The sequence below is a fragment of the Mesorhizobium sp. M0518 genome, assembly GCF_040321125.1.
Lineage (GTDB): Bacteria > Pseudomonadota > Alphaproteobacteria > Rhizobiales > Rhizobiaceae > Mesorhizobium.
In genome coordinates this window covers 93,283-115,329 of the sequence record NZ_JAMYQY010000001.1, presented here as the reverse complement: position 1 = coordinate 115,329, position 22,047 = coordinate 93,283, and the positions used below count along the sequence as shown (strand labels likewise).

Annotated in this window: 25 protein-coding genes and 1 tRNA gene; 13 read left to right on the top strand and 13 right to left on the bottom strand. The window is 62.0% G+C overall.

What is annotated here, in order from left to right; genetic code table 11:
* Positions 1-50 precede the first annotated feature (50 nt).
* Complete coding sequence (locus NKI66_RS00555) at positions 51-218, bottom strand: hypothetical protein (protein WP_023810960.1); 168 nt, start codon at positions 216-218, stop codon at positions 51-53.
* Between the two features lie 313 nt (positions 219-531).
* On the opposite strand from NKI66_RS00555, the gene NKI66_RS00550 reads away from it, so the two are divergent.
* Positions 532-1,479, top strand: a complete 948-nt coding sequence (locus tag NKI66_RS00550) for a ring-cleaving dioxygenase (RefSeq protein WP_352442021.1) — start codon at positions 532-534, stop codon at positions 1,477-1,479.
* Positions 1,480-1,596: 117 nt separating this feature from the next.
* The gene (locus tag NKI66_RS00545) at positions 1,597-1,758 is read left to right on the top strand and encodes a hypothetical protein (protein ID WP_023810961.1); all 162 of its coding nucleotides are present in this window, start codon (positions 1,597-1,599) and stop codon (positions 1,756-1,758) included.
* Here the strand turns inward: NKI66_RS00545 and NKI66_RS00540 are convergent.
* The 7 genes from NKI66_RS00540 to tkt all read right to left on the bottom strand — a co-directional run bounded on the left by NKI66_RS00540 (position 1,726) and on the right by tkt (position 11,231).
* Positions 1,726-2,493, bottom strand: coding sequence for an SGNH/GDSL hydrolase family protein (locus tag NKI66_RS00540; protein ID WP_023810962.1), 768 nt, complete (start codon positions 2,491-2,493; stop codon positions 1,726-1,728). The two genes, NKI66_RS00545 and NKI66_RS00540, sit on opposite strands and share 33 nt — an antisense overlap.
* A 62-nt stretch (positions 2,494-2,555) precedes the next feature.
* Entirely contained in the window at positions 2,556-3,299 is a 744-nt protein-coding gene (locus NKI66_RS00535; RefSeq protein ID WP_023810963.1) for a DUF899 domain-containing protein, read from the bottom strand.
* 165 nt (positions 3,300-3,464) lie between these two features.
* Complete coding sequence (locus NKI66_RS00530) at positions 3,465-4,490, bottom strand: class I fructose-bisphosphate aldolase (RefSeq protein WP_023810964.1); 1,026 nt, start codon at positions 4,488-4,490, stop codon at positions 3,465-3,467.
* A gap of 134 nt (positions 4,491-4,624) precedes the next feature.
* On the bottom strand, positions 4,625-5,821 hold the full coding sequence (locus NKI66_RS00525) for a phosphoglycerate kinase (RefSeq protein WP_352442025.1): 1,197 nt from the start codon (positions 5,819-5,821) through the stop codon (positions 4,625-4,627).
* 145 nt (positions 5,822-5,966) lie between these two features.
* Positions 5,967-7,856: a potassium/proton antiporter gene (locus tag NKI66_RS00520; protein WP_352442026.1), complete on the bottom strand. Its 1,890-nt coding sequence runs from the start codon at positions 7,854-7,856 to the stop codon at positions 5,967-5,969.
* A 218-nt stretch (positions 7,857-8,074) separates the two neighbouring features.
* Positions 8,075-9,085, bottom strand: a complete 1,011-nt coding sequence (gene gap, locus NKI66_RS00515) for a type I glyceraldehyde-3-phosphate dehydrogenase (protein ID WP_128305873.1) — start codon at positions 9,083-9,085, stop codon at positions 8,075-8,077.
* Between the two features lie 154 nt (positions 9,086-9,239).
* Positions 9,240-11,231, bottom strand: a complete 1,992-nt coding sequence (tkt, locus tag NKI66_RS00510; RefSeq protein ID WP_352750521.1) for a transketolase — start codon at positions 11,229-11,231, stop codon at positions 9,240-9,242.
* Positions 11,232-11,495: 264 nt separating this feature from the next.
* On the opposite strand from tkt, the gene NKI66_RS00505 reads away from it, so the two are divergent.
* The 4 genes from NKI66_RS00505 (at position 11,496) to NKI66_RS00490 (ending at position 14,048) form a co-directional block, all read left to right on the top strand.
* Positions 11,496-11,768, top strand: a complete 273-nt coding sequence (locus NKI66_RS00505) for a DUF4164 domain-containing protein (RefSeq protein WP_013529251.1) — start codon at positions 11,496-11,498, stop codon at positions 11,766-11,768.
* 12 nt (positions 11,769-11,780) lie between these two features.
* A complete protein-coding gene (locus NKI66_RS00500) occupies positions 11,781-12,146 on the top strand; it encodes a cell division protein ZapA (RefSeq protein ID WP_352750519.1) in 366 nt (121 codons plus the stop codon).
* 222 nt (positions 12,147-12,368) lie between these two features.
* On the top strand, positions 12,369-13,028 hold the full coding sequence (locus NKI66_RS00495) for a peroxiredoxin (RefSeq protein ID WP_127260439.1): 660 nt from the start codon (positions 12,369-12,371) through the stop codon (positions 13,026-13,028).
* Between the two features lie 147 nt (positions 13,029-13,175).
* Positions 13,176-14,048, top strand: a complete 873-nt coding sequence (locus tag NKI66_RS00490) for an MBL fold metallo-hydrolase (protein WP_352750517.1) — start codon at positions 13,176-13,178, stop codon at positions 14,046-14,048.
* Positions 14,049-14,348: 300 nt separating this feature from the next.
* On the opposite strand, the gene rpoH is transcribed toward NKI66_RS00490, so the two are convergent.
* Both rpoH and NKI66_RS00480 read right to left on the bottom strand, forming a co-directional pair.
* Positions 14,349-15,260, bottom strand: coding sequence for an RNA polymerase sigma factor RpoH (gene rpoH, locus NKI66_RS00485; RefSeq protein WP_352611781.1), 912 nt, complete (start codon positions 15,258-15,260; stop codon positions 14,349-14,351).
* 190 nt (positions 15,261-15,450) lie between these two features.
* Positions 15,451-16,491, bottom strand: a complete 1,041-nt coding sequence (locus tag NKI66_RS00480) for an RluA family pseudouridine synthase (protein ID WP_352750515.1) — start codon at positions 16,489-16,491, stop codon at positions 15,451-15,453.
* Positions 16,492-16,519: 28 nt separating this feature from the next.
* Here NKI66_RS00480 and NKI66_RS00475 point away from each other — a divergent pair, with 28 nt between their 5' ends.
* The 3 genes from NKI66_RS00475 (at position 16,520) to NKI66_RS00465 (ending at position 17,524) form a co-directional block, all read left to right on the top strand.
* Positions 16,520-16,903: a fimbrial protein gene (locus NKI66_RS00475; RefSeq protein WP_013529257.1), complete on the top strand. Its 384-nt coding sequence runs from the start codon at positions 16,520-16,522 to the stop codon at positions 16,901-16,903.
* 48 nt (positions 16,904-16,951) lie between these two features.
* Positions 16,952-17,359: a VOC family protein gene (locus tag NKI66_RS00470; protein WP_023810974.1), complete on the top strand. Its 408-nt coding sequence runs from the start codon at positions 16,952-16,954 to the stop codon at positions 17,357-17,359.
* 90 nt (positions 17,360-17,449) lie between these two features.
* A tRNA-Glu gene (locus NKI66_RS00465) sits at positions 17,450-17,524 on the top strand.
* 105 nt (positions 17,525-17,629) lie between these two features.
* Here NKI66_RS00465 and NKI66_RS00460 read toward each other — a convergent pair.
* Positions 17,630-18,187: a Swt1 family HEPN domain-containing protein gene (locus NKI66_RS00460; protein WP_352750512.1), complete on the bottom strand. Its 558-nt coding sequence runs from the start codon at positions 18,185-18,187 to the stop codon at positions 17,630-17,632.
* A gap of 31 nt (positions 18,188-18,218) precedes the next feature.
* Positions 18,219-18,845, bottom strand: coding sequence for a DUF5343 domain-containing protein (locus NKI66_RS00455; protein WP_352750511.1), 627 nt, complete (start codon positions 18,843-18,845; stop codon positions 18,219-18,221).
* A gap of 179 nt (positions 18,846-19,024) precedes the next feature.
* Here NKI66_RS00455 and NKI66_RS00450 point away from each other — a divergent pair, with 179 nt between their 5' ends.
* From NKI66_RS00450 to NKI66_RS00435, 4 genes are all read left to right on the top strand, one after another.
* The gene (locus NKI66_RS00450; RefSeq protein ID WP_352750509.1) at positions 19,025-19,357 is read left to right on the top strand and encodes a hypothetical protein; all 333 of its coding nucleotides are present in this window, start codon (positions 19,025-19,027) and stop codon (positions 19,355-19,357) included.
* Between the two features lie 217 nt (positions 19,358-19,574).
* Complete coding sequence (locus NKI66_RS00445; RefSeq protein WP_352442033.1) at positions 19,575-20,156, top strand: VOC family protein; 582 nt, start codon at positions 19,575-19,577, stop codon at positions 20,154-20,156.
* Between the two features lie 22 nt (positions 20,157-20,178).
* A complete protein-coding gene (locus tag NKI66_RS00440; protein ID WP_352750507.1) occupies positions 20,179-21,036 on the top strand; it encodes a glutathione S-transferase family protein in 858 nt (285 codons plus the stop codon).
* Between the two features lie 390 nt (positions 21,037-21,426).
* Complete coding sequence (locus NKI66_RS00435; protein WP_128305017.1) at positions 21,427-21,795, top strand: UCP034077 family protein; 369 nt, start codon at positions 21,427-21,429, stop codon at positions 21,793-21,795.
* Between the two features lie 10 nt (positions 21,796-21,805).
* Here the strand turns inward: NKI66_RS00435 and NKI66_RS00430 are convergent, their stop codons facing one another.
* Positions 21,806-22,018: a hypothetical protein gene (locus NKI66_RS00430; protein WP_023810978.1), complete on the bottom strand. Its 213-nt coding sequence runs from the start codon at positions 22,016-22,018 to the stop codon at positions 21,806-21,808.
* Between the last annotated feature and the right edge of the window lie 29 nt (positions 22,019-22,047).

The window sequence follows — 22,047 nt, the reverse complement described above, 5'->3', positions numbered from 1 at the left end:
ATCTGGGCGTTGACGCGCCCACATCCAATCGCCGGGTCGAAAAATTGGCTTCAATTGCCGCGAGAGCCACGGTCGGCGTACATGTCGGGCCAGCCGATATCCTTGCGAATGTCCGCCGGCAGCGAGTTCATGAACCGCTGGGTGCGGATCTCGTTGCGCATCGTCCGGATCTTGCCGACATAGTGCTGCATGCCGCGCAGAATGGTGTAACCGTTCATGGCTAAGTCTCCTCTCTCTGTGTAGAGGCACTATCGCATACCCCTCCTGACAGCAGTCTGTCAGGAGGATGTCAGGGCGCGAGACAATAGTTGCGGCCGGTGCGCGCGCCGCAGGCAAGGCATCGCTTCTCGCCGCATCGAGCGGTGCCTCAAGGCAGGTTTGCGACGTCCGATTGTTCATGGCGACGACGTTGTTTTCGGCGCCGCTGTTCAGCGTCCGGCGACGGACTGTCGGAATACGAGGCCTTCAGCGAGGTGACCGCAGGTCTGATATGAAGGGAGAAAATTCTTCCCCAACAGCAGGGAGACGACGATGAGCTTGCAACTGACAGGTATCCACCATCTGACCGCCATCACCGCCAATGCGCCTGGCAATCTTCATTTCTACACCAAGGTGCTGGGTCTGCGGCTGGTCAAGAAGACCGTAAACCAGGACGACACCTCGGCCTACCACCTCTTCTATGCCGACGGCGAAGCGACGCCGGGCACCGACCTTACCTTCTTCGACTGGCCGGTCGGCCGCGAGCGGCGCGGCACGCACAGCATCGTGCGGACCAGCCTCAGGGTCGGCAGCCGGGAGAGCCTTGCCTGGTGGAAGCAACACTTGACCGATGAAGGCCTGGCAACAGGAGAGGTCGCCGACATCGGCGGTTATGCGTCGTTGGACTTCGAAGATCCCGAGGGCCAGCGTCTGCGCCTGGTCCGCGATGGCGGCAAGGGCGGCAGCCATCCCTGGGCGCAAAGCCCGGTACCGGTCGAGCACCAGATACGCGGGCTCGGGCCGATCGTCATCAGCGTTCCCGACATCACCAACACCGAAGCGGTGGTGACCAAAGTGATGAACATGCGCAAGGCGCGCGACTATGTCTCGCCGGAGGGGCAGGTTCACGTCTTCGAAATGGGAGAGGGCGGGCCGGCGGCGGAGTTGCATGTCCTGGTGCAGCCGGGACTGGCGCCGGCGCGGCAAGGCGCGGGTGCGGTTCACCATGTCGCCTTCAGGGCGCCGGACCAGGAGACGCTGCATCAATGGACGGCGCGGCTGGCCGAGTTCCGGCTGCCGTCGAGCGGCGAGGTCGAGCGCTATTATTTCCGTTCGCTCTACTTCCGCGAGCCGAATGGCATCCTGTTCGAGATCGCAACCGACGGGCCGGGGTTCACCGCCGACGAGCCGCTGGAAACACTGGGGGAAAGCCTCGCCTTGCCGCCATTCCTCGAACCGAAGCGGGCTTCGATCGAGGCTGGCCTCAAGCCGCTGAAGTAGATCGTTTTCCCAGTCGCAGACGGGCGCCGCGTTCCGACCTAGGATCGCGGCGTCGTTCTTTCTCAGGCAATGAACGACGTGCTTTGACAGCCGGGCGCGTTGCTGGTCAAAGGCGGCATGACGAAATTCCTCGCCCTTGTCATCGTCGGTTTCATGGTCATTCAACTGATCAAGCCGCTCGGCTGGCCAGGCCTCAAGCGACGCGGCGATTTCTGGAAGCTGGCACTGCTCGCCATGGCCGCGATTTCACTGGCGGCCGTGCTCGGGCATTTGACGTAGGACGGCACTTGTCGTCGGTGCCCAATTGCCAAGCACCGGGCCAACCAGATGCTCGGCCCAAGCCCGGTAGCCTGCTTCCGAGGCGTGAAAGCCGTCCGAGGCAAAGCCGGCTTCCGGATTGGTGATCGGCAGGCGCGGCGCCGGCACCGCGCCGCGCTCCAGGCAAAGGCGTTCGCCCATCCGGTTCATGTCGGTGGCGCGAATCTCAAGAATTTTTCCGAGCAGCGGCGGCATGGCCGGCGCCCGCGTGAACTCCAGCACCGGCGACCACACCACGCGTGCTTCCGGCCACTTGGCACGCATCGCGTAGAGCAGGCCGCCGAACTCCTTCTTGAAGCGCGGCACGGAGTGAAAATTCTTGGTGTCGTTGGTGCCGATGGCCAGCACGATATGCGTCCATGGATCGGCCGACAGATTGGGCAGGACATGGTCACGGATCTGGCCAGACGTTGCCGAATTGAAGCCGGCAGCGCGCCAGCGCACGGCGCGGCCTGTACTCTGTGAAATCAGCACGGCGAGTTGCGCGGCAAGCCCGTCTTCCGAATTGCCGATGCCGACCGACGCGGCGGAGGAATCGCCCAGCACCAGAAGCGAGATATCAGGCGCCTTGCCTGGTATTTCGTGCATGACCGGCCCTTGCGCCGGCAGCATGCGCGTGGTGCGGCGTCGCACGCCGAGGCCTTGCCAAATATAGACCGGGAAGGCGAGCCAGGTGAGTAAGGCCGGGAAGCGCATAGCAGTACCGTTAAACGATCAGCGGCAGCCTTAGCGCATGTTTTGGTCGACGGGAACGCTCTTCAATCGCAGCAACTCGCCTGCCCCGCTTGCTTGCCCTGATGATATTCATCGTGCAGCCGCACCCAATCCATCAGTCCGTGATAGGGGCCGTTCTCGTTGCGGCCCTTCGGCGTCATGTCGAGATAGTCGTAGGCGCCGATCTGCGCCTCGCCGCCGCGGGCGCGCGACATGAAGGTGAGCAAGATGTCGCCGGTCTCGTCCCGGTAGAAAACGCTGGTGCCGGGAAGCTCCTTCGATGTCCGTGGACGGGTCTCGAAATTGTAGGTGGTGTCGCCGGCGGCGATCTGCTTGTCGGTGAAGGAGACCTGCATGTCGAAGTTGAAATCCGAGGCATAGGACGACACCCAGTCGAACTTCCAGCCCATGCGCTGCTTGTAAGGCAGAAGTTCCGCCAGTGGGGCGCGCGAAACCACGACCAGCGACACGTCGTGATGCCGCAGATGCTGATTGGCGCCGTCGATATGGTCGGCAAGGAATGAGCAGCCCTCGCAATGATTGACGCAGCCCGGCCCGAACATGAAGTGATAGACGATCAGCTGGCTGTTGCCGGCAAGCAGGTCGGCCAGTCTCTTCGGCCCTTGCCCGGTCTCGAAGACATCGTCCTTCCGGATCTTCAGCCAGGGCAATTCACGCCGCTCAGCCGCGATCCGCTCGCGGAGCCGCGTCAGTTCCTTCTCGCGCGCCAGATGCGCCTTGTGCGCCTGGAACCGGTCTTCGCGCGAAACGACCTTGTTGCGATGCATGAACCTCTCCCTGAAGTGTCATTCCAAGGACGTTCGGGATGAGCACAACCCGACATCGCCCGAGAGGAAATAAGGACGGAGAGGCTCCGCCCCAAGCCCGGCAAGTCACAAACAAAAAACCCGGGCGCATCGGCCCGGGTTCGAAGGAGGAAGAAAGGACTGTGGTCAGGCGGCCTGTTCCAGGCTCGCCTTCCATTTTCCGAGCGCTGCCAGATGGTTCATGTGGGCGCGATGGGTGAAGGCAGCCTGACCGGCGGCGACGTTCGAGGCCTTGCCGCTCCAGGCTTTCTGTGGCGCGGCCTGCAGCGCGCGACCATAGGAGAAGGTCAGCTTCCACGGGTGCGGCCCGATGGCGTTGATGGCGTTGAGGTTGGCGGTCGCTTCCTCGTCCTCCTGGCCGCCGGACAGGAAGGCGATGCCCGGCACGGCTGCCGGTACGGTTTCGCGGAACAGCTTTATAGTCTTTTCCGCGACTTCTTCAGGGCCACTCACCTTGCCTGATTTCCTGCCGGCCAGCACCATGTTCGGTTTCAGGATAGTACCTTCCAGCACGACGCGCGCCGCGTAGAGTTCGCTATAGAGCTTGAGCAAAATCACCTTGCTGATCTCGTAGCATGTGTCGATGTCGTGGGCGCCATCCATCAGCACCTCCGGTTCGACGATCGGCACGATGCCGGCTTCCTGGCAAAGAGCGGCATAGCGGGCGAGCGCATGGGCGTTGGAGCCGATCGAGGTCCCCGAAGGCACGCCTTTGGCGACATCGATGTCGATCACCGCGCGCCATTTGGCGAAGCGGGCACCGAGCTTGTAGTAGTCGGCAAGGCGCTCGCGCAGGCCATCGAGGCCTTCGGTGATGGTGTCGCCGGGAAACCTGGCCAGCGGCTTGGCGCCTGCATCGACCTTGATGCCGGGGATGGCGCCGGCCGCCTTGATGATGTCGACCAGCGGCGTGCCGTCGGCGGCCTTCTGGCGGATCGTCTCGTCATAGAGGATGACGCCGGAGATGTAGCGGGTCATTGCCTCCCTGGTGCGGAACATCATCTCGCGGTAATCGCGGCGGCTGTCGGCTGTCGATTCGACGCCAATGACGTCGAAGCGCTTCTTGATGGTGCCCGAACTTTCGTCGGCGGCCAGCAGGCCCTTGCCATCGGCGACGATCGCAGCGGCAATGTCTTCGAGACGTTCGCTCATTGTGGCTTCTCCTGAAACGGTTGTTCCGCGCTTAACGGAAGTCTACCGCCAAAGGAATGGCATCGGAAAGCTCGAATCGATTGAAAGCCTCGGGCGGCCTTGTTCGCTCTCCGAGTGTTGATCGCCTCGGAGCCTCAGCGCTTCAAGACGTCGACGCCGGGCAGCGGCTTGCCTTCCATCCATTCCAGGAAAGCGCCGCCGGCGGTCGAGACATAGGTGAAGTCGTCGGCGACGCCGGCATGGTTGAGCGCCGCCACCGTATCGCCACCGCCGGCGACCGAGACCAGCTTGCCGGCCTTGGTGCGCGACGCCGCGTGCTTGGCAGCTGCCACCGTCGCATGATCGAAGGGCGCGATCTCGAAGGCGCCGAGCGGGCCGTTCCAGACCAGTGTCGCGGCGCGGTCGATCCATTCGCCGATGGCCGTCACGGTTTTGGCGCCGACATCGAGGATCATGCCGTCGGCCGGCACATCCGATATAGCGACGGTCTCGCAGGCCGCGCCCGCCTTGAACTCCCTGGCGACGACGCCGTCGACCGGCAGGATGATGGCGCAGCCGGCCTCGGCCGCCTCGATCATGATCTGCTTGGCGGTCGCGGCGAGATCATGCTCGCACAGCGATTTGCCGACATTGGTGCCACGCGCGGCAAGAAAGGTGTTGGCCATCCCGCCACCGATGACGAGGGCATCAACCTTCTTCACCAGGTTCATCAACAGATCGATCTTGGTCGAGACCTTGGCGCCGCCGACAATGGCGACGACCGGACGAACCGGTTTTCCCAAGCCCTTCTCCAGCGCCTCAAGCTCGGCTTGCATGGTGCGGCCGGCAAAAGCCGGCAACAGATGCGCCAGCCCCTCCGTCGAAGAATGCGCGCGGTGCGCGGCCGAGAAGGCGTCGTTGACGAAGATATCGCCATTGGCGGCGAGTTTTTCCGTGAAGGCCGGCTCGTTCTTCTCCTCGGCCTTGTAGAAGCGGGTGTTTTCGAGCAGCAGCACGTCGCCCTTGTTCATGGCGGCGACAGCGCTTCCGGCCGTGTCGCCGACGCAATCCGAGGCGAAACCGACGGGACGGCCGAGCACGTCGGCTGTCGCCCTGGCGATAGGCTCCAGCGAGAATTCGGGCGAGGGGCCATTCTTGGGGCGGCCAAAATGGGCGAGCAGGATGACCTTGGCGCCCTTGGCCGATAGCTCGGCGATAGTCGGTGCGATGCGTTCGATGCGGGTGGCATCGGTGACCTTGCCGTCGGCGACAGGCACGTTGAGGTCGACGCGCACCAGCACGCGCTTGCCGCTGATGTTGCCGATATCGTCGAGTGTCTTGAAGGCGGCCATGCGGGTTCCTTTCGCGAAAAACCGGGGGACCATACCCCGCATCGGTGACGATGCAAGGCTTAGGGCGCGCTCGAACCGAAATTTTGAAGTGGGTACGATCTTGCGCCGGCGGGGCGGATGAATGGCAGCGCTCAATAGCGGTTTGTCAGCTTTCGGTTGCTGCCTTTTCCGGCGCTGGCTCCGGGGCCGGTTTTTCGTCCGTCCGCGCCTCGGCCTCCTGCGTCTCGGTCGGCTTGCGCCAGTTGCGGATGAAGGCGGAAAGCCGATCGCCGATTTCGCCGGCGCTGAGGAAGACCGGCACCCGCGCCACCGGCGCGGTCGGCTCGAAAGACAGACCGAGGCCTATGATCTTGCCCTTGTCGTCGACGTCGCGGACGATCAGTTCTATCGGGCCGAGCAGGACGCGGTCGGCATATTCGGCATGGCCGCCGAGCCGCGCCGTGACCAGCGCGCCAACGGTGAGCTTTTGCTCCGCTTCGGTCAGGCCCGGCGTATAGGCCGCTTCCAGTTCGGCGGCTGAGCGCGCGGGGTCGACCGCGAACGCACCGAAGAAATCGGCATCCTCGGGATCGACCACGGCACGGCTGGCGAACAGCTTGTCGAGCAGGCGCGGATAGCGGTCCGGCACGAAAATATAGACCTGGTCGCCGGCGGCGAGCCGGCCCATGTCCTGGAAGCGCATCGAGCGGCCGTCGCGCAGCACCAGCGAGGGCCGTGCCCAGCGCGGGATGCGCTCGCCGCGCGCCACCGGGCTGCCGTGTGCGACCCGATAGGCGAGAAGCTCGTGATGGGCCGAGCCCGGCAGTTCCAGCTCGACCTTGTCCAGCGGTCCGAGCCGTGCCGGCACGATCAGGCCGAGGCGGCGCGCCAGCGGTCCGACCGTCCAGCCCTGGATGACCAGCGACACGAGCACGATGATGAAGGCGCTGTTGAAGATGACACGGCCGTTTTCCAGCCCGCCGAGCAGCGGGGTGATGGCGAGCAGGATCGACACCGCGCCGCGCAGGCCGACCCACGAGATGAAGGCGACTTCGGGGCGCGGCAGACGGAACGGGATCAGGCAGAGCCAGACGGCGACTGGCCGCGCCACGAACATCAGGAATAGGCCGAGCAGCACCGCCGGCACCATGATCGCCGGAAACTGCGACGGCGTCGCGAACAGGCCGAGGATGAGGAACATGATGATCTGCGCCAGCCACGACATGCCGTCCTGGAAACGCTTGAGGATGGTGACGGCTCGGATGTCGGAATTGCCGGCGATAAGGCCGGCGATATACACCGCCAGGAAGCCTGAGCCGCCAATGGCGCCGGCTGCTGCAAACACCATCAGCGACAAGGTCAGCACGAAGATCGGCAGCAGGCCGTGGTCGAGATTGAGCCGGTCGACGAGGCGCACGATGGCGAGACCGCCCAGCACGCCTACGATTGCACCGAGGCCCATATTGAGGAGGAAGCCGAGGAACAGGCTGGTGACCAGAACATTGGTCTCGGGGTTGGCGTGGGCGGCGATGATCTCTACCAGCGTGATGGTCAGGAAGATGGCGATCGGGTCGTTGGTGCCGGATTCCACCTCCAGCGTCGAGCGCACGCGTTCGCGCAGATTGATCTCGCCGGCTCGCAACAGGAAGAACACGGCCGCCGCATCTGTGGAGGCGACGGCAGCCCCGAGCAGGAAGGATTCCAGCCAGGTGAGATCGAGCAGATAATGGGCGGCGGCGCCGAACAGGCCGGTGGTCAGAATTACGCCGAAGGTCGCCAGCGACAACGCCGGGCCTGCAGCCTGCCGCAAGGCGTTGAGCGGCGTGCCGAAACCGGAATCGAACAGGATGACGGCCAGCGCCAGTGAGCCGGCAAAATAAGCGATGCGGGCGTTGTCGAACTGGATACCGAGTCCGTCGGTGCCGGTGGCGAGGCCAATGCAGAGAAACAGGAGCAGAAGAGGGGCGCCGAAGCGGAAGGCGATCAGGCTCGAAAACGCGGCGGCGACGACAAGCGCTGTGCCGACCAGCGTGACGAGATAGATCGCATGCTCCATCCTGAAATCAGCCCCTCAAATTCGTCTGTCTCCTGCTTTGCGAGAGAGTGGGGCGAAGACGTGACCAGTGCAAGGCGGCAGGGTGGCTTTTTGGCCTATGCCGCTGATTTTTGGATGTTTTGGCGTCCAGGACACAATTTGGAAAGGCGCAAGCCGCCCTCATGAAAAACGCCCGGGCAAAGCCGGGCGTTCCAAGTCTCGAAAAGAGAGTTTTGTGATCAGGCGATGGTCTTGCCGAAGGCGACCGATGTGTCGCCCATGCGGTTGGAGAAACCCCATTCATTGTCGTACCAGGACAGCACAGACACGAAGTTGCCGTCCATCACCTTGGTCTGGTCGAGCGCCATGATCGAGGAGCGCGGATCGTGGTTGAAGTCGATCGACACGTTCGGGTGATGGGTGACGCCGAGAATGCCCTTGAGCTTGCCGTTGGAGGCGGCGATCACCGCTTCGTTGATCTCCTGCACCGTGGTCGACCGCTTGGCGATGAACTTGAAATCGACGACCGAGACGTTCGGGGTCGGCACGCGGATCGAGATGCCGTCGAGCTTGCCCTTGAGGTCGGGCAGCACCAGTCCGATCGCCTTGGCGGCACCGGTCGAGGTCGGGATCTGCGACAGGGCAGCGGCGCGGGCGCGGTAGAGATCCTTGTGCATGGTGTCCAGCGTCGGCTGGTCGCCGGTGTAGGAATGGATCGTCGTCATCATGCCCTTTTCGATGCCGACCGCCTCATGCAGCACGGCTGCCAGCGGCGCCAGGCAGTTGGTGGTGCAGGACGCATTCGAGATGACGATGTGGTCCTTGGTCAGCTGGTCGTGGTTGATGCCGTAGACAACGGTAAGGTCGGCGCCTTCGGCCGGGGCCGAAACGATGACGCGCTTGGCGCCGGCGGTCAGGTGTGCGGCTGCCTTGTCGCGGGCGGTGAAGATGCCGGTGCATTCGAGCGCGATGTCGATGCCCAGTTCCTTCCACGGCAGCTGCGTCGGATCCTTGATCGCGGTGACCTTGAACGTCTCCTTGCCGACGGTGATCTGGTCGCCGGAAACCGAGACTTCATGCGGGAAGCGGCCATGCACGCTGTCGTAGCGCAAGAGATGCGCGTTGGTCTCGACCGGGCCGAGGTCGTTGACGGCGACGACGTCGATATCCTTGCGGCCGGATTCATGGATGGCGCGCAGGATGTTGCGGCCGATGCGGCCGAATCCGTTGATGGCAACTCTGACGGTCATTATTCTCTCCCTGGGAGTTGGAGGGCAGACGATGGGTCCGCAGTTTCATAGCGGCGGAAGCGGAAAGAATCCAGCCGCAGCGACGTGGATTTAAATCGATTAAGTTGGTCCAGCCCGGCGAGGCCGCCTTACGCGATTTCGCCGAACCTTGAACCTACTTGGCATGCAGGCGGGTTTCCGCCGCCTTGACCGCGGCTTCGGCGGTGATGCCGAAATGCGGATAGAGCTGCTCAATGGTGCCTGAGGCGCCAAAGCCGGTCATGCCGACGAAGATGCCGTCGGAGCCGATCAGATGATCCCAGCCCTGGCGGATGCCGGCTTCGATCGCCATCTTGATTGGCGCGTTGCCGATCGTTTTCTTGCGGTAGTCGTCGCTCTGCTGGTCGAACAGTTCGAAGCAGGGCACCGAGACGACGCGGGTGGGATGGCCGTGCTTTTCCAGCAGGTCGCGGGCGCCGAGCGCGATCTCGACCTCGGAGCCGGTGGCGAAGATCGTCACCGCCGCTTCGCCGCTGGCGGCTGCCAGCTCGTAGGCGCCCTGGCTGCTGAGATTCTCAGCAACGAATTCGTTGCGTACCGTCGGCAGGTTCTGGCGTGTCAGCGCCAGCGTCGACGGCGTCTTTTCCGACTCGAGGGCGATCTGCCAGCATTCAGCGGTTTCGACCGCGTCGGCCGGGCGGAAGACATTGTGGTTGGGAATGGCGCGCAATGCGGCCAGATGCTCGACCGGCTGGTGGGTCGGGCCGTCTTCGCCCAGACCGATGGAATCATGGGTCATGACGAAGATGGAGCGGATGCCCATCAGTGAGGCCAGCCGCATCGACGGCCGGGCATAGTCGGAGAAGCACATGAAGGTGCCGCCATAGGCGATGAGGCCGCCATGCAGAGTCAGGCCGTTGATCGCAGCCGCCATGCCATGCTCGCGGATGCCGTAGTGGACATAGCGCTGGCCATAGTCGTCCGACGTGATGGTCTTGGTCTGGCTGGTCTTGGTGTTGTTGGAGCCGGTCAGGTCGGCGGAGCCGCCGATGGTCTCGGGCACGGCGCCGTTGATGACTTCCAGCGCCATCTCGGAAGACTTGCGGGTGGCGACCTTCGGCTTGTCGGCCGACAGCTTCTTCTTGTAATCAGCGATGACGGCGTCGAAATTGGACGGCAGCTTGCCGCTGATGCGGCGCTCGAACTCGGCCTTCAGCTTGGCATCGGCCTTGGCCAGGCGGCCTTCCCAGTCTGTACGCGCCTTGACGCCGGCCTTGCCGGCGGTGCGCCAGGCGTCGAGGATGTCGGCTGGAATCTCGAAGGGCGGCGAATCCCAGTTGAAGAACTTGCGCGCGCCGGCGATTTCGTCGGCGCCCAGAGGGGAGCCGTGCGCCTTGTTGGTGCCAGCCTTCGTTGGCGCGCCGAAGCCGATGGTCGTCTTGCAGGCGATCATCGTCGGCTTGTCGGAATGGCGGGCAGCTTCGATGGCATAAGCGATGGCTTCCGGATCGGTGCCGTCGATGTGGCTGGCATTCCAGCCGGAGGCCCGGAAGCGGGCGACCTGATCGGTGTTGTCGGACAGCGAGACCGGGCCGTCGATCGAGATGTCGTTGTTGTCCCAGAAGACGATCAGCTTGTTGAGCTTGAGATGGCCGGCAAGCGCGATGGCTTCCTGGGAAACACCTTCCATCAGGCAGCCGTCGCCGGCCAGCACATAGGTGTAATGATCGACGAGATCGTTGCCGAAGGCGGCGTTCATGATGCGCTCGCCGAGCGCGAAGCCGACCGAATTGGCGAGACCCTGGCCGAGCGGGCCCGTCGTCGTCTCTATGCCGGCGGCATGGCCATATTCGGGATGGCCGGCGGTCTTCGAGCCCAACTGACGGAAGTGCTTGATCTGGTCGAGGGTCATGTCTTCGTAGCCGGTCAGATGCAGCAGCGAATAGAGCAGCATTGAGCCATGGCCGGCCGACAGGATGAAACGGTCGCGGTCGGCCCAGTGCGGGGCCTTGGGATCATATTTCAGGAAGCGCGTGAACAGCACCGTGGCGATATCGGCGCAGCCCATGGGCAGGCCTGGATGGCCGGAATTTGCCTTCTCGACGGCGTCCATGGAGAGAAAGCGGATCGCATTGGCCATCCGGTCATGTTGTTCACGCGACGTCATGGTTCCTCCAGAAGTGGGGGTTTGGGGGGCTTGGGAGAGCCCTTGAAAAGGGTGCGCGACACATAGCAGGCGCGGGCTTTTAGTCAACAAATCGGGTGCACATTTGCCGGTCTTGTGATGCCGGCGGCGGACCTACATTAGCGTTAGCGGGGGACAGTCGCGAGAGCTTTGTTGACGTTGCCTTCACCCGGTGCCTAATGTTTCAGGGATAACGCGTTCTGAACGTGAACGATTCGGTGATGGGCAGGGCACAGGACGAAGGCCATGACCGGGGAAGCCACACTCAAGGAAGTCATCGCGAGGCTGGGCAAGGCCATCGAGGGGCTGGAAAACGCCGTCGCGGCCAAGCTCGAGCATGAACGCGACTACTCCGAAGCCGAGGCCGAGGTGCAGCGGATGAATGCCGACCGCTCGCGGCTGGCGCAGGAACTCGATAATTCCGAAGCGCGCGCCGAACGGCTGGAAGATGCCAACAAGGAAGTCTCGCGACGTTTGGTGACCGCCATGGAAACCATCCGCGCCGTGTTGGACAGATAGGAGCTGGCCCCGATGGCACAGGTCACGGTTTCAATCGACGGCAAGCAGTATCGCATGGCCTGCGACGAGGGCCAGGAAGAGCATCTGATCGACCTTGCCGAACGCTTCGACCGCTATGTTTCACACCTGAAGGACTCGTTCGGCGAGATCGGCGATCAGCGACTGACCGTGATGGCCGGCATCATGGTGATGGATGAACTCTCGGAGTTGCAGAAACGCGTCAAGGGCATGGAAAGCGAAGTGCTGACCCTGCGCAAGACCCGCGACGAGGCTCTGACCAAGGCCGACAAAAGCGATAGCGTGCTGAACAACGCGCTCGGCGCGCTGGCACAGCGCATGGAAGACCTGGCTGTGACGCTGGCGGTCAACAAAACCTGAGGCAGGAACCTTTCCTGTCCAGCCCAACAGGCTCTCATACGCGCGCAGCGTATTCGGCAGCATAAAAATGCTCGCCTGCCGCCGACAAGAGTTTCATATTATCTTGCAGCCACGATTTTTGCGCTAAGATGCAACGATGCCGGGCGGGACAGCTTGATGTCGGCGTGATTGCCGCGTGCTGTTCCTCGCTGCCGACGGTTCCGTTTACAGGGGAGATGTACCATGAGCCTTCGTATCAACGACATTGCGCCGGATTTTACCGCCGAGACCACGCAAGGGACGATCAAATTCCATGACTGGATCGGTGACGGTTGGGCGATCCTGTTCAGTCACCCGAAGAATTTCACGCCGGTCTGCACGACCGAGCTTGGCACGATGGCGGGGCTCGAAGGCGAGTTCAAGAAGCGTAATGTCAAGATCATCGGCATTTCGGTCGATCCGGTCGAAAGTCACGGCAAGTGGCAGGACGACATCAAGACGGCGACCGGTCATTCGGTGAACTACCCGCTGATCGGCGACAAGGACCTCAAGGTCGCCAAGCTCTACGACATGCTGCCGGGCGGTGCCGGCGAGACGTCGGAGGGCCGTACGCCGGCCGACAATGCCACGGTGCGCTCGGTCTACGTCATCGGACCTGACAAGAAGATCAAGCTGGTGCTGACTTACCCGATGACCACGGGGCGCAATTTCGATGAGATCCTGCGCGCGGTCGATTCCATGCAGCTCACCGCCAAGCACCAGGTGGCGACACCGGCGAATTGGAAGCAGGGCGAGGACGTTATCATCACCGCTGCTGTCTCCAACGAAGACGCGATCAAGCGCTTCGGCGCCTACGAGACCATTTTGCCCTATCTGCGGAAGACCAAGCAGCCATCGGCCTGATCCCAGGCGCTTCGGAACGATCTTTGGCCTTCTCGCCCTTGCGAGCCAAGTGATACTTGACTGCCGCACCCGAGCGGACAACCATGCTCCTCTCGGGTGTCGTCAGAGAAAATCATTCCTGGCGACCGAGAGTTGGGGAAGCCGGAATTGGACGTAGCTTTGGCCAAGCCGCAGGTCAGCGGCTTCTATGACAAGCCGACCGGGGCCATCCAGTATGTCGTCGCCGACCAGGCGGCGAAGCGATGCGCCATCATCGATCCGATCCTTGATTTCGACGAGAAATCCGGTGCTACGGCAACGACGAATGCCGATGTCCTGCTCGACTTCATCAGCGAGCAGGGACTGAGCGTCGAATGGATCCTCGACACGCACCCGCACGCCGACCATTTCTCGGCGGCACACTATCTGAGGGAGAAGACCGGCGCGCCGACGGCGATCGGCGACAGGGTCGTCGACGTTCAGAATTTGTGGAAAGCGATCTACAACTGGCCGGATTTTCCCGCCGACGGTTCGCAGTGGGACAGGCTGTTTGGTGAAGGCGAAACCTTCAAGGTCGGCACGCTTCCGGTCAAGGTGCTGTTCTCGCCTGGCCATACGCTGGCCTCGGTCACCTATGTGATCGGCGATGCCGCCTTCGTCCACGACACGCTGTTCATGCCCGACAGCGGCACAGCGAGGACGGACTTTCCCGGCGGCAGTGCCGCGCGGCTCTGGCGCTCGATCCAGGACATTCTGGCGTTGCCGGACGAGACGCGGGTGTTCGTCGGCCATGACTATCAGGCCGGCGGCCGCGAGCCTTTGTGGGAGAGCACGGTCGCCATACAGAAGGCGACCAACATCCATCTCGCCGCTGCCCGCAGCGAGGTCGAGTTTATCGCCCTGCGCGAGGCGCGCGACAGGATGCTGCCGATGCCAAGGCTGATCCTGCATGCGCTGCAGGTCAACATGAATGGCGGAAGGCTGCCCGAACCCGAAGCCAATGGCCGGCGGTACCTGAAGTTTCCGCTGGATGGGCTTTGAGGGGCTGTTGGCGAAGTTGCCAATCTCCCCCTTGCGGGGGAGATGCCCGGCAGGGCAGAGGGGGGTGCTGTCCCGCCAACCTGTCAGCTAATTGTGGTTGTGCCTTCAGTCTTTCGGTTGGGTGACTGACGCCGAAAAGTAGCGATCCTTCACACCCGCCTCTGTCCTGCCGGACATCTCCCCCGCAAGGGGGGAGATCGGATGTCGCCTTCGCTTTCGCCAACCACCATTGCAGTCCGCTACAAAAAAGGCGGCGCCAGTTTCCTGACGCCGCTTTGATTTTTGTAACCGAAGCTAACCTTACGCCGCCGGCTGTGCCTCGATGGTGCGCAGCGCCTGGATCTGGCGCTTGGCGGCGGCCTTGACCGCATCCTGCACCTTCTCGAAGGCGCGCACCTCGATCTGGCGCACGCGCTCGCGGCTGATGTCGAACTCGGACGACAGCTCTTCCAGCGTCAGCGGCTCCTCGGCGAGGCGACGGGCCTCGAAGATGCGCCGCTCGCGCTCGTTAAGCACGGCAAGAGCGCCCGACAGCATGCCGCGCCGGTTTTCCAGCTCGTCCTGCTCGATCAGCATCTCTTCCTGGCTTTCGTGGTCGTCGACCAGCCAGTCCTGCCACTCGCCGGACTCACCTTCGCTCGCCCGGATCGGGGCATTGAGCGAGGCGTCGCCCGACAGGCGGCGGTTCATCGACACCACCTCGGCTTCGGAAACGTTCAGCCTGGTGGCGATCTCGGCGATCTGGTCGGGCTTCAAGTCGCCGTCGTCCAGCGCCTGGATCTTGCCCTTCACCTTGCGCAGGTTGAAGAACAGGCGCTTCTGATTGGCGGTCGTGCCCATCTTGACCAGGCTCCACGAGCGCAGGATGTACTCCTGGATCGAGGCCTTGATCCACCACATGGCATAGGTCGCGAGGCGGAAGCCACGCTCGGGTTCAAATTTCTTGACGGCCTGCATCAGGCCGACATTGCCTTCCGAGATCACTTCACCGATCGGCAGGCCATAGCCGCGATAGCCCATGGCGATCTTGGCGACGAGTCTGAGGTGGCTGGTGACGAGCTTGTGCGCAGCGGAGGTGTCTTCATGCTCGGCGTAACGCTTGGCGAGCATGTACTCTTCCTGCGGCTGCAGCATGGGAAAGCGGCGGATTTCTTCCAGGTAGCGGCTGAGGCCGCCTTCGCCGGAAACGATACTGGGTAGTGACTGGGCCATGATAGCGCCCCCTCTCTATTGGAGTGATGCCCCCGAAACGCGGCGGGCATGTGACGCGAGCACCAAAAGGCTCGCCCGCGACATCAGATCTTATACAGGAACAAAACCAGAAAAGACAGGCATTTGTTCAACACGAAACAGTGTGTCACGGTGAAGTGAACAATGTCAGTCAGGTTTTTTGATGGCGAGTTCAGAGCTTGCGGAAGCCGCTGACGAGTTCCTCCATGTCCCTCGGTAACGGCGCCTCGAACCTCATCGTTAGATGGGTAGTGGGGTGGCGAAATGCAAGGAGCCAGGCATGCAAAGCTTGCCGGGGAAATGCCTTGACCTGACTTTTCAAGGGTTCGGGCAGCCGGTTGCCCTTGGTGCGGAAGGCCTGGCCATAATCGGGGTCGCCGATCACCGGATGGCCGATATGTGCCATGTGGACCCGGATCTGGTGGGTGCGGCCGGTCTCCAGCCGGCATTCGACCAAGCTGGCCGTGGCGAACTCCTTTTGGCTCTCGCCGAAACGCTCCTGCACGGCGAAGTGGGTGACCGCATGGCGGGCGTCGTCGCGTCCTTCCGGCACCACGGCACGGCGCACCCGGTCGGCGGCGCGGCCGAGCGGCGCGTCGACCCTTCCGGTCGGCCTCTGCGGTATCCCCCAGACCAGCGCCAGATAGGCACGTTCGAGATCGCCGGTCAGGCCGTGATCGGCGAAAGCCTCGGACAGTGACTTGTGGGCGCGGTCGGTCTTGGCGACCACCATGACGCCGCTGGTCTCCTTGTCGAGGCGGTGGACGATGCCTGGCCGCCGGACGCCGCCGATGCCGGAAAGGCTGTCGCCGCAATGATGGATCAGCGCGTTGACCAGCGTACCGGTCCAGTTGCCGGCGCCGGGGTGCACGACAAGCCCGGCCGGTTTGTTGATGACGATCAGCTCGTCGTCCTCATAGAGCACGTCTAGCGCGATGTTCTCGCCCTGCGGCTCCGCCGGCTCCGGCTCCGGCATGGTAACCGACACGCTTTCGCCCGGCGCCATCTTGCGCTTGGTCTCGTCGACAGGCTTGCCGTCGACCGAGACCGCGCCCTGCCTGATCAGCATCTGCACGCGGCTGCGTGATATGTCCGGTCCAAGGCTTGCGGCCAGCCACTGGTCGAGGCGCAGGCCGGCCGCATCCGCGCCCGCCACCAGCACGGTCGGTACCGCCTCTATCAATTCGGGGGCCTCTTCGCTATGAGCGCTCATTGAAAAACCGTTCCGGAACTGTTTTGCCATGGCCAGCCCGATCGCCGAAGAAGACCAGGATAAGCCGCTCGACCCCGAGGTCGAAAAGGTGCGCAGGAAACTCGTCCGCTTCGTCGGGATCAATCTCGGCCTGCTGTTCCTCGCCCTTATGGTGGTGATCGGCGCCCTTGTCTACAAAGCGCGCAATGCACCGCCGGCGAACCCGCCGCTGGCCGGCGATATCCAGACACCCGCCGGCGAACCGGTCAGCGGCGACATCGTGCTGCCGGTCGGGGCCAAGGTGGTCAGCCAGTCGCTGTCCGGCAATCGTGTCTCGATCGATGCCGAGCTTGCCGACGGCAGCCGCACGATCTTCGTCTACGACATCACCGAGCGACGCCTGATCGGCCGCTTTGCGATCCGCAACAAGTGACCGAGCCGCAACGATGAACGGCAGCAGGCCAATGAGCAAGCCTCAGGGATGAGCGGGTTCGCCGAGCATCGTCGCGTCGCCACGGTCGCCCTGGTCGTCGCCAACTATGACGAGGCGATCGCCTGGTATGTCGAGAGGCTGGGGTTCCTGCTCGTCGAAAATGTCGATCTCGGCGGCGGCAAGCGCTGGGTCACAGTGGCGCCGGCCAACGGGCAGGGCGCCAGGCTGCTTCTGGCCGAGGCTTCCGACGAGGCACAGAGCAAAAGCATCGGCAACCAGACCGGCGGGCGTGTCTTCCTGTTCCTGGAAACCGACGACTTCGCCCGCGACCACGCGGCGATGCTGGAGAAGGGCGTCGAATTCCGCGAAGCACCGCGCTTCGAGCCCTATGGCACGGTGGCTGTTTTCGCCGATCTGCATGGCAATCTCTGGGATCTGATCGAGCCGAAACGATAGGCTGACGGCCGGCTTTTCCTCGGCAAGGGAAAGCGGCCTAACCCCAGTTGCTTTTTCCCAGCGCTCAGCCTATATCGCCGGTTCTTGAACGCGCCCATCGTCTAGCGGTCAGGACACCGCCCTCTCACGGCGGGAACAGGGGTTCGATTCCCCTTGGGCGTACCAAGGATTTTCAAGCGCTTGGCTATCCTGCGTTGCCTTCCGTTCGTCGGGGAATGGGTCGAAATGTGCAACAAGAGTGGGCGATTGCGGTTCGCGAGGTTTCCTGAGTTAGCTCATAATTCGGAACCAATCACGCACGGTTAGTTGCAATCGTACAACTTCGTCCTCGGCTAGCGGAGAGCAGTGCGCAATTGGATTTCTGAGAGCGTTCAAACTAGCCATGACCTTCTCGACAGCCTTCTTGCTATTGAAGATCGCACCTCCAAAAATATCCCAGTTTACGGTGATGAGGCCCGACAGCTCACCAAAGGTCGTATAATCCAGTTCGTCTTCGGAGCGCCGCGTCACGCCAGCGTCAATTTCCTTCTGGATTCTGTTGGCGACCTCGGTCTGTATTGCAGGTGGTACTCGTGCCGAACTCCACCACGAAGGCGAGCCATGAGCATCTTCGATCACCTTCGAGACTAGCTGCCGTATCGACTTCTCTAGCGAATAGAACACCGCATAGTGCCGACCCATCTGGGCGGCTTCAGCTCGTACCGCCATGTCAAATTGCGGATAGTAAATATCGTCCCCTGGCTCGTCCGATTTAGTTGTGTGTCCCAACTCTATTGCATAGAATTTCTCGATCTTCGATAGGTCCTCGACTAGCATCTGGTTGGACATACCAAAAGCTTTAATCTCGTGAAGAGCCGACTTAATCATTGTTTGCCAACAAGTGCTCTTTTAGACTCTTAAAAATAGCATTAAAGACAGCTTGGTCGGATGTGGCTGGCAAGTTCAAATTAATGGTGTACGAAAGATTCAAACCGAGGCCGGCTGCGCGACTGCCGCCGGCCTCTGCTAGGGGCATCTTTGCAGTATTAACCGCAATTTCATTTGCTGAATCGTCGCCCGTCTCAAAATCTGCGAAAATCTTAAGATTCTTTAGTGTGTACATAGTCAACTTTGGAACAGGACTTTCAGCAGAGGCCCCAGTGACTTGTAGAATTAACGCCAAGAGATCCTTGTCACTAAGGTCGTAAAAATATTCATTCGCGTCCGTCAGCGCCTTGTAGCCAAACCGTATGGCATCAGCCGCAGCCTTCTTTGAAGCGCCTCCGCGAAACCGTCGGTAGATATCGGTTGGCGATCCATCTTTTCCCACAAATCCAATCTTCTTGAGGAATGACAGCATCGATGCACCGCTTCCACCCTTGAGTTGCAGCTTAGTTGCAACAAAATCACCCGTTACACGTTCTGGCGTAGCGGCGCTTTTTAGTTTCTCGAAGGCGTTAGTTATTGATCCTGGAGACGGCAGATAAGGTAAGAGGGCTTCAGCCACGATTTTTCTCCAGAATGTTGGACGATCTAGTCTACACGTAAAGAGTCACTTGGCAATAAACGGAGGCGTCGCGTAATTGTCTTTAGCGACTGGGGCGCAGGAATAAGGATTTGAGACCCCTTGGGCGTACCTGCCATGTGATGCTTGCGCCGCACGGCATGTTGCAGCAAGTTGGCTGCATGAAACAACTGGCCTTGGCGCTCCTCGTCTCCGTGTCCCTGGTTGCCCAGTGTGGTCCGTCCTTCTCCAAAGATAGGAAGATCACGGGCACCATTCGAGGTTTCGAATGCGGCGACAATTGTTACCTGACCATCGTCGACCGCAAGAAGGCCGAGCAGGTCGGCCTGTGTTCCGCCCCCGAGTGCGAAAGCTGGAACGAGCAAACCGTGATGCCGTCCCGCTACAAGGGAAAACGCGTGACGGTTACAGTCGGGCAAGGGCAGCAGGTCGATGACAGCGGCAACGTCATGGGAGAGATGATGTCTTTCACGAGGATCAGATTTCTCGACTAGCGTGCTTTGAGGCAATTCACTTTCGATCCTAGGCCACGAATCTCCTAGATCTCTCCACCAATCTTCCGATTCCTGGCCGCGTTCGTGGCTTCTGGCGCAGCGGCGCCGATTGCATTAGCATCGCGTCATGGGTCCTCGGGCACGGCTCCAGCGGCGCGCAGAACGCCGGGTGCCGGCAAGATCCGGACGGGCAGTCGATGCCTCGGGAGGGAGACCAATGCAGAAGCTGCAATCGCAGGGCGTCCATCACATCACGCTGGTCGGCGCCGGGCGCCAGACCTCGATCGATTTCTGGGAAGGCGTGCTCGGCATGCCGTTCATCTTCGAACAGCCCAATCTCGACAAGCCGAGGGAAAGCCACCTCTATTTCGATCCCGGCGACGGCCGGCTGATCACCATCTTCACCGACGAGAGCTGCACACCAGAGAAGCGGCGCACGCCGACCGATCCGGGTTGTGTCCACCACATCGCCTTCTCGGTGTCGCGCGTCACCTTCCTGCAGGCGGTCGCCCGGCTCGACGAGCGCGGCATCAAGCACAGCGGCGTGAAGGATCGCGGTTTCATGGATTCGATCTATTTCGAGGATCCGCTCGGCCTGCTGGTCGAGTTGGCGTCCTACCGCTTCGAACCGCCAGCGGGCTTCACCCATGCCGATGTGCTGATGGAAGCGCACAGGCTGCGGGTCGTGCGCGGCGACTACAACATCGCCGAAGTGCATCTCGCCGATGCGATCCAGGCGCTCGTCGAGCGTTCCCGCGCAACCTTGTCGGAGGACCGGGCAGCGAAGAACCCATACTGAACAGACCAGAGGGAGGAATAAGATGGCCAAGACAGCGACGAAGACTGCCGGGGAATCCGCGGCCAAAGCTGCCGCCAAGCCGGCGGCGAAAGCTGCGGCAAAGCCAAAAGCCAAGGCGGCCGTTAGGCCTGCGGTGAAGGCGACGGGAAAAGCCGCGCCCAGGGCCAAGGCCAAGCCGGCCAAGAAGCCGGCGCTGAAGCTCAGCATGCTGAAGCCCAGCGTCAACAACATGACCGTGCGGGTGTTTGCGCGCGCGGCCGGTTTCGACCATGCCGAGACGGATGCCTGGGGCCACACCCGTTCGCCGGAGTTCATGGCGCGAAACCCGGCCCATTTGACACCGATGATCGAGGACAAGAGCCTCCCCAGAGGCGTGCTGTGGGAAAGCTGCGCCATCATGCAGTATCTCGCCAACAAGCACGGACTGGAGAAATTCTATCCGAAGGCGCCGGCCAAGCGGGCGATGGTCGACAGCGCCATGTTCTACCTGATCGGCACGCTCTACCCCTATGTGGCGCGCGCCACCTACCCGGCGCTCGGCTTCCCGCATTATGCCGGCGAGGTCGGCCACAGCGACGCGCACCCCGACAGGAAGTCGGAGGCCCAGAAGGCGGCGATGGCCGCGATCGCCGAGCCGCTGGAGGTCTTCCACAGCTTCTTCAGGGACGGCAAGCCGTTCATCGGCGGCAAGCATCCTTCGATCGCCGATATCCGGCTGGCGGCGACGCTCGAATTCCTGGCCGTCGTCGACTATTCCTTGCCCCGATGGGCGAAGGACTATGTGGCGGCGATCGAGAAGACGCTCGGCAAGGCCTATAGCGAGCCGGCCGGCGACGTGCGCGGCTATATCGCGCATGTGAAGTCGCAGGCCAAGGCCTGAGGTTAAGGATGCGTTAACCAAAGCCCTGTCTACTGCGGGGCAATTCGCTTTCGGCCCGCGACCACGGATGTACTGGCGCAGAACGTCGTAGCGATAGGAAAGGTCGGCGCAATGCCGGCCTTTTTGCTTTCGCACGCGGTCTCTTTGTTCAACGCAATTCCCAAGGGAAGCGCCATGCGCTTTCCCCGGGAAAACCGTTTCACACTTTTCCTGGAATTGCTCTATCGCCGGGCGCGATCGAGCAGCGATCAGGCCACGCAAGCCTCGGCCGCTGTCGCTTTTTTGGCGTCAACTTTTGCGGAGAGATATTGTCATCGCCGGCGTTGACCCTACCATCCATTTCGGCAGTCCGGCATGGATTGTCGGTCAGGCGCGAAATGAGGGCTGGCGATGAAAAGCGTTGCGAAGCGGGTTGCGGTTGTGGGTGTGATGCTGGCGAGTGCTGTTCATCCTTCAAATGCGGCTGAACTGAACACAATGAACGATGTCGGGACCGCCATTCAGGCATGCTGGACACCGCCGGCGGATGCCGGAACCGCCAGCGTCACCTTGAGCTTCAGCTTCAAGCGGGACGGCACGCTAATCGGCCCACCGAGGCCGACAGCCATCAAGGTGGAAGGCGGTGCCATGGCGAAGAAATCGTTTGTCGACGCCGCGACAACCGCCCTGCAGAATTGTCTGCCCCTGACCTTCTCAGCGAAGCTGGCGCAAGGGATCGCCGGCAACGTGTTCACATTGCAATTCGCTTCTCCAAAATAGGCGCTGCCGCTCAGTGGTGACTGCGCCTTGCCTCGGCATGCCGGGCAAGATCGGGCGTCTCGAAGACGTAGTCGCTCCAGGCTGATTCAGGAACCTGGCCGGCCAGATAGCATTCCAGCAACAGGCTCTGCTCGGGATTGAGTGGCCTTGGCGCGCGCTGGTCCAGCCCCAGCGAGTGAAACAGGTTTCTTGTCAGGTCCGAGACGGTGAAGTGGATCGACATCTGCAATCTCCCTTTGGTCCTTCAACGCG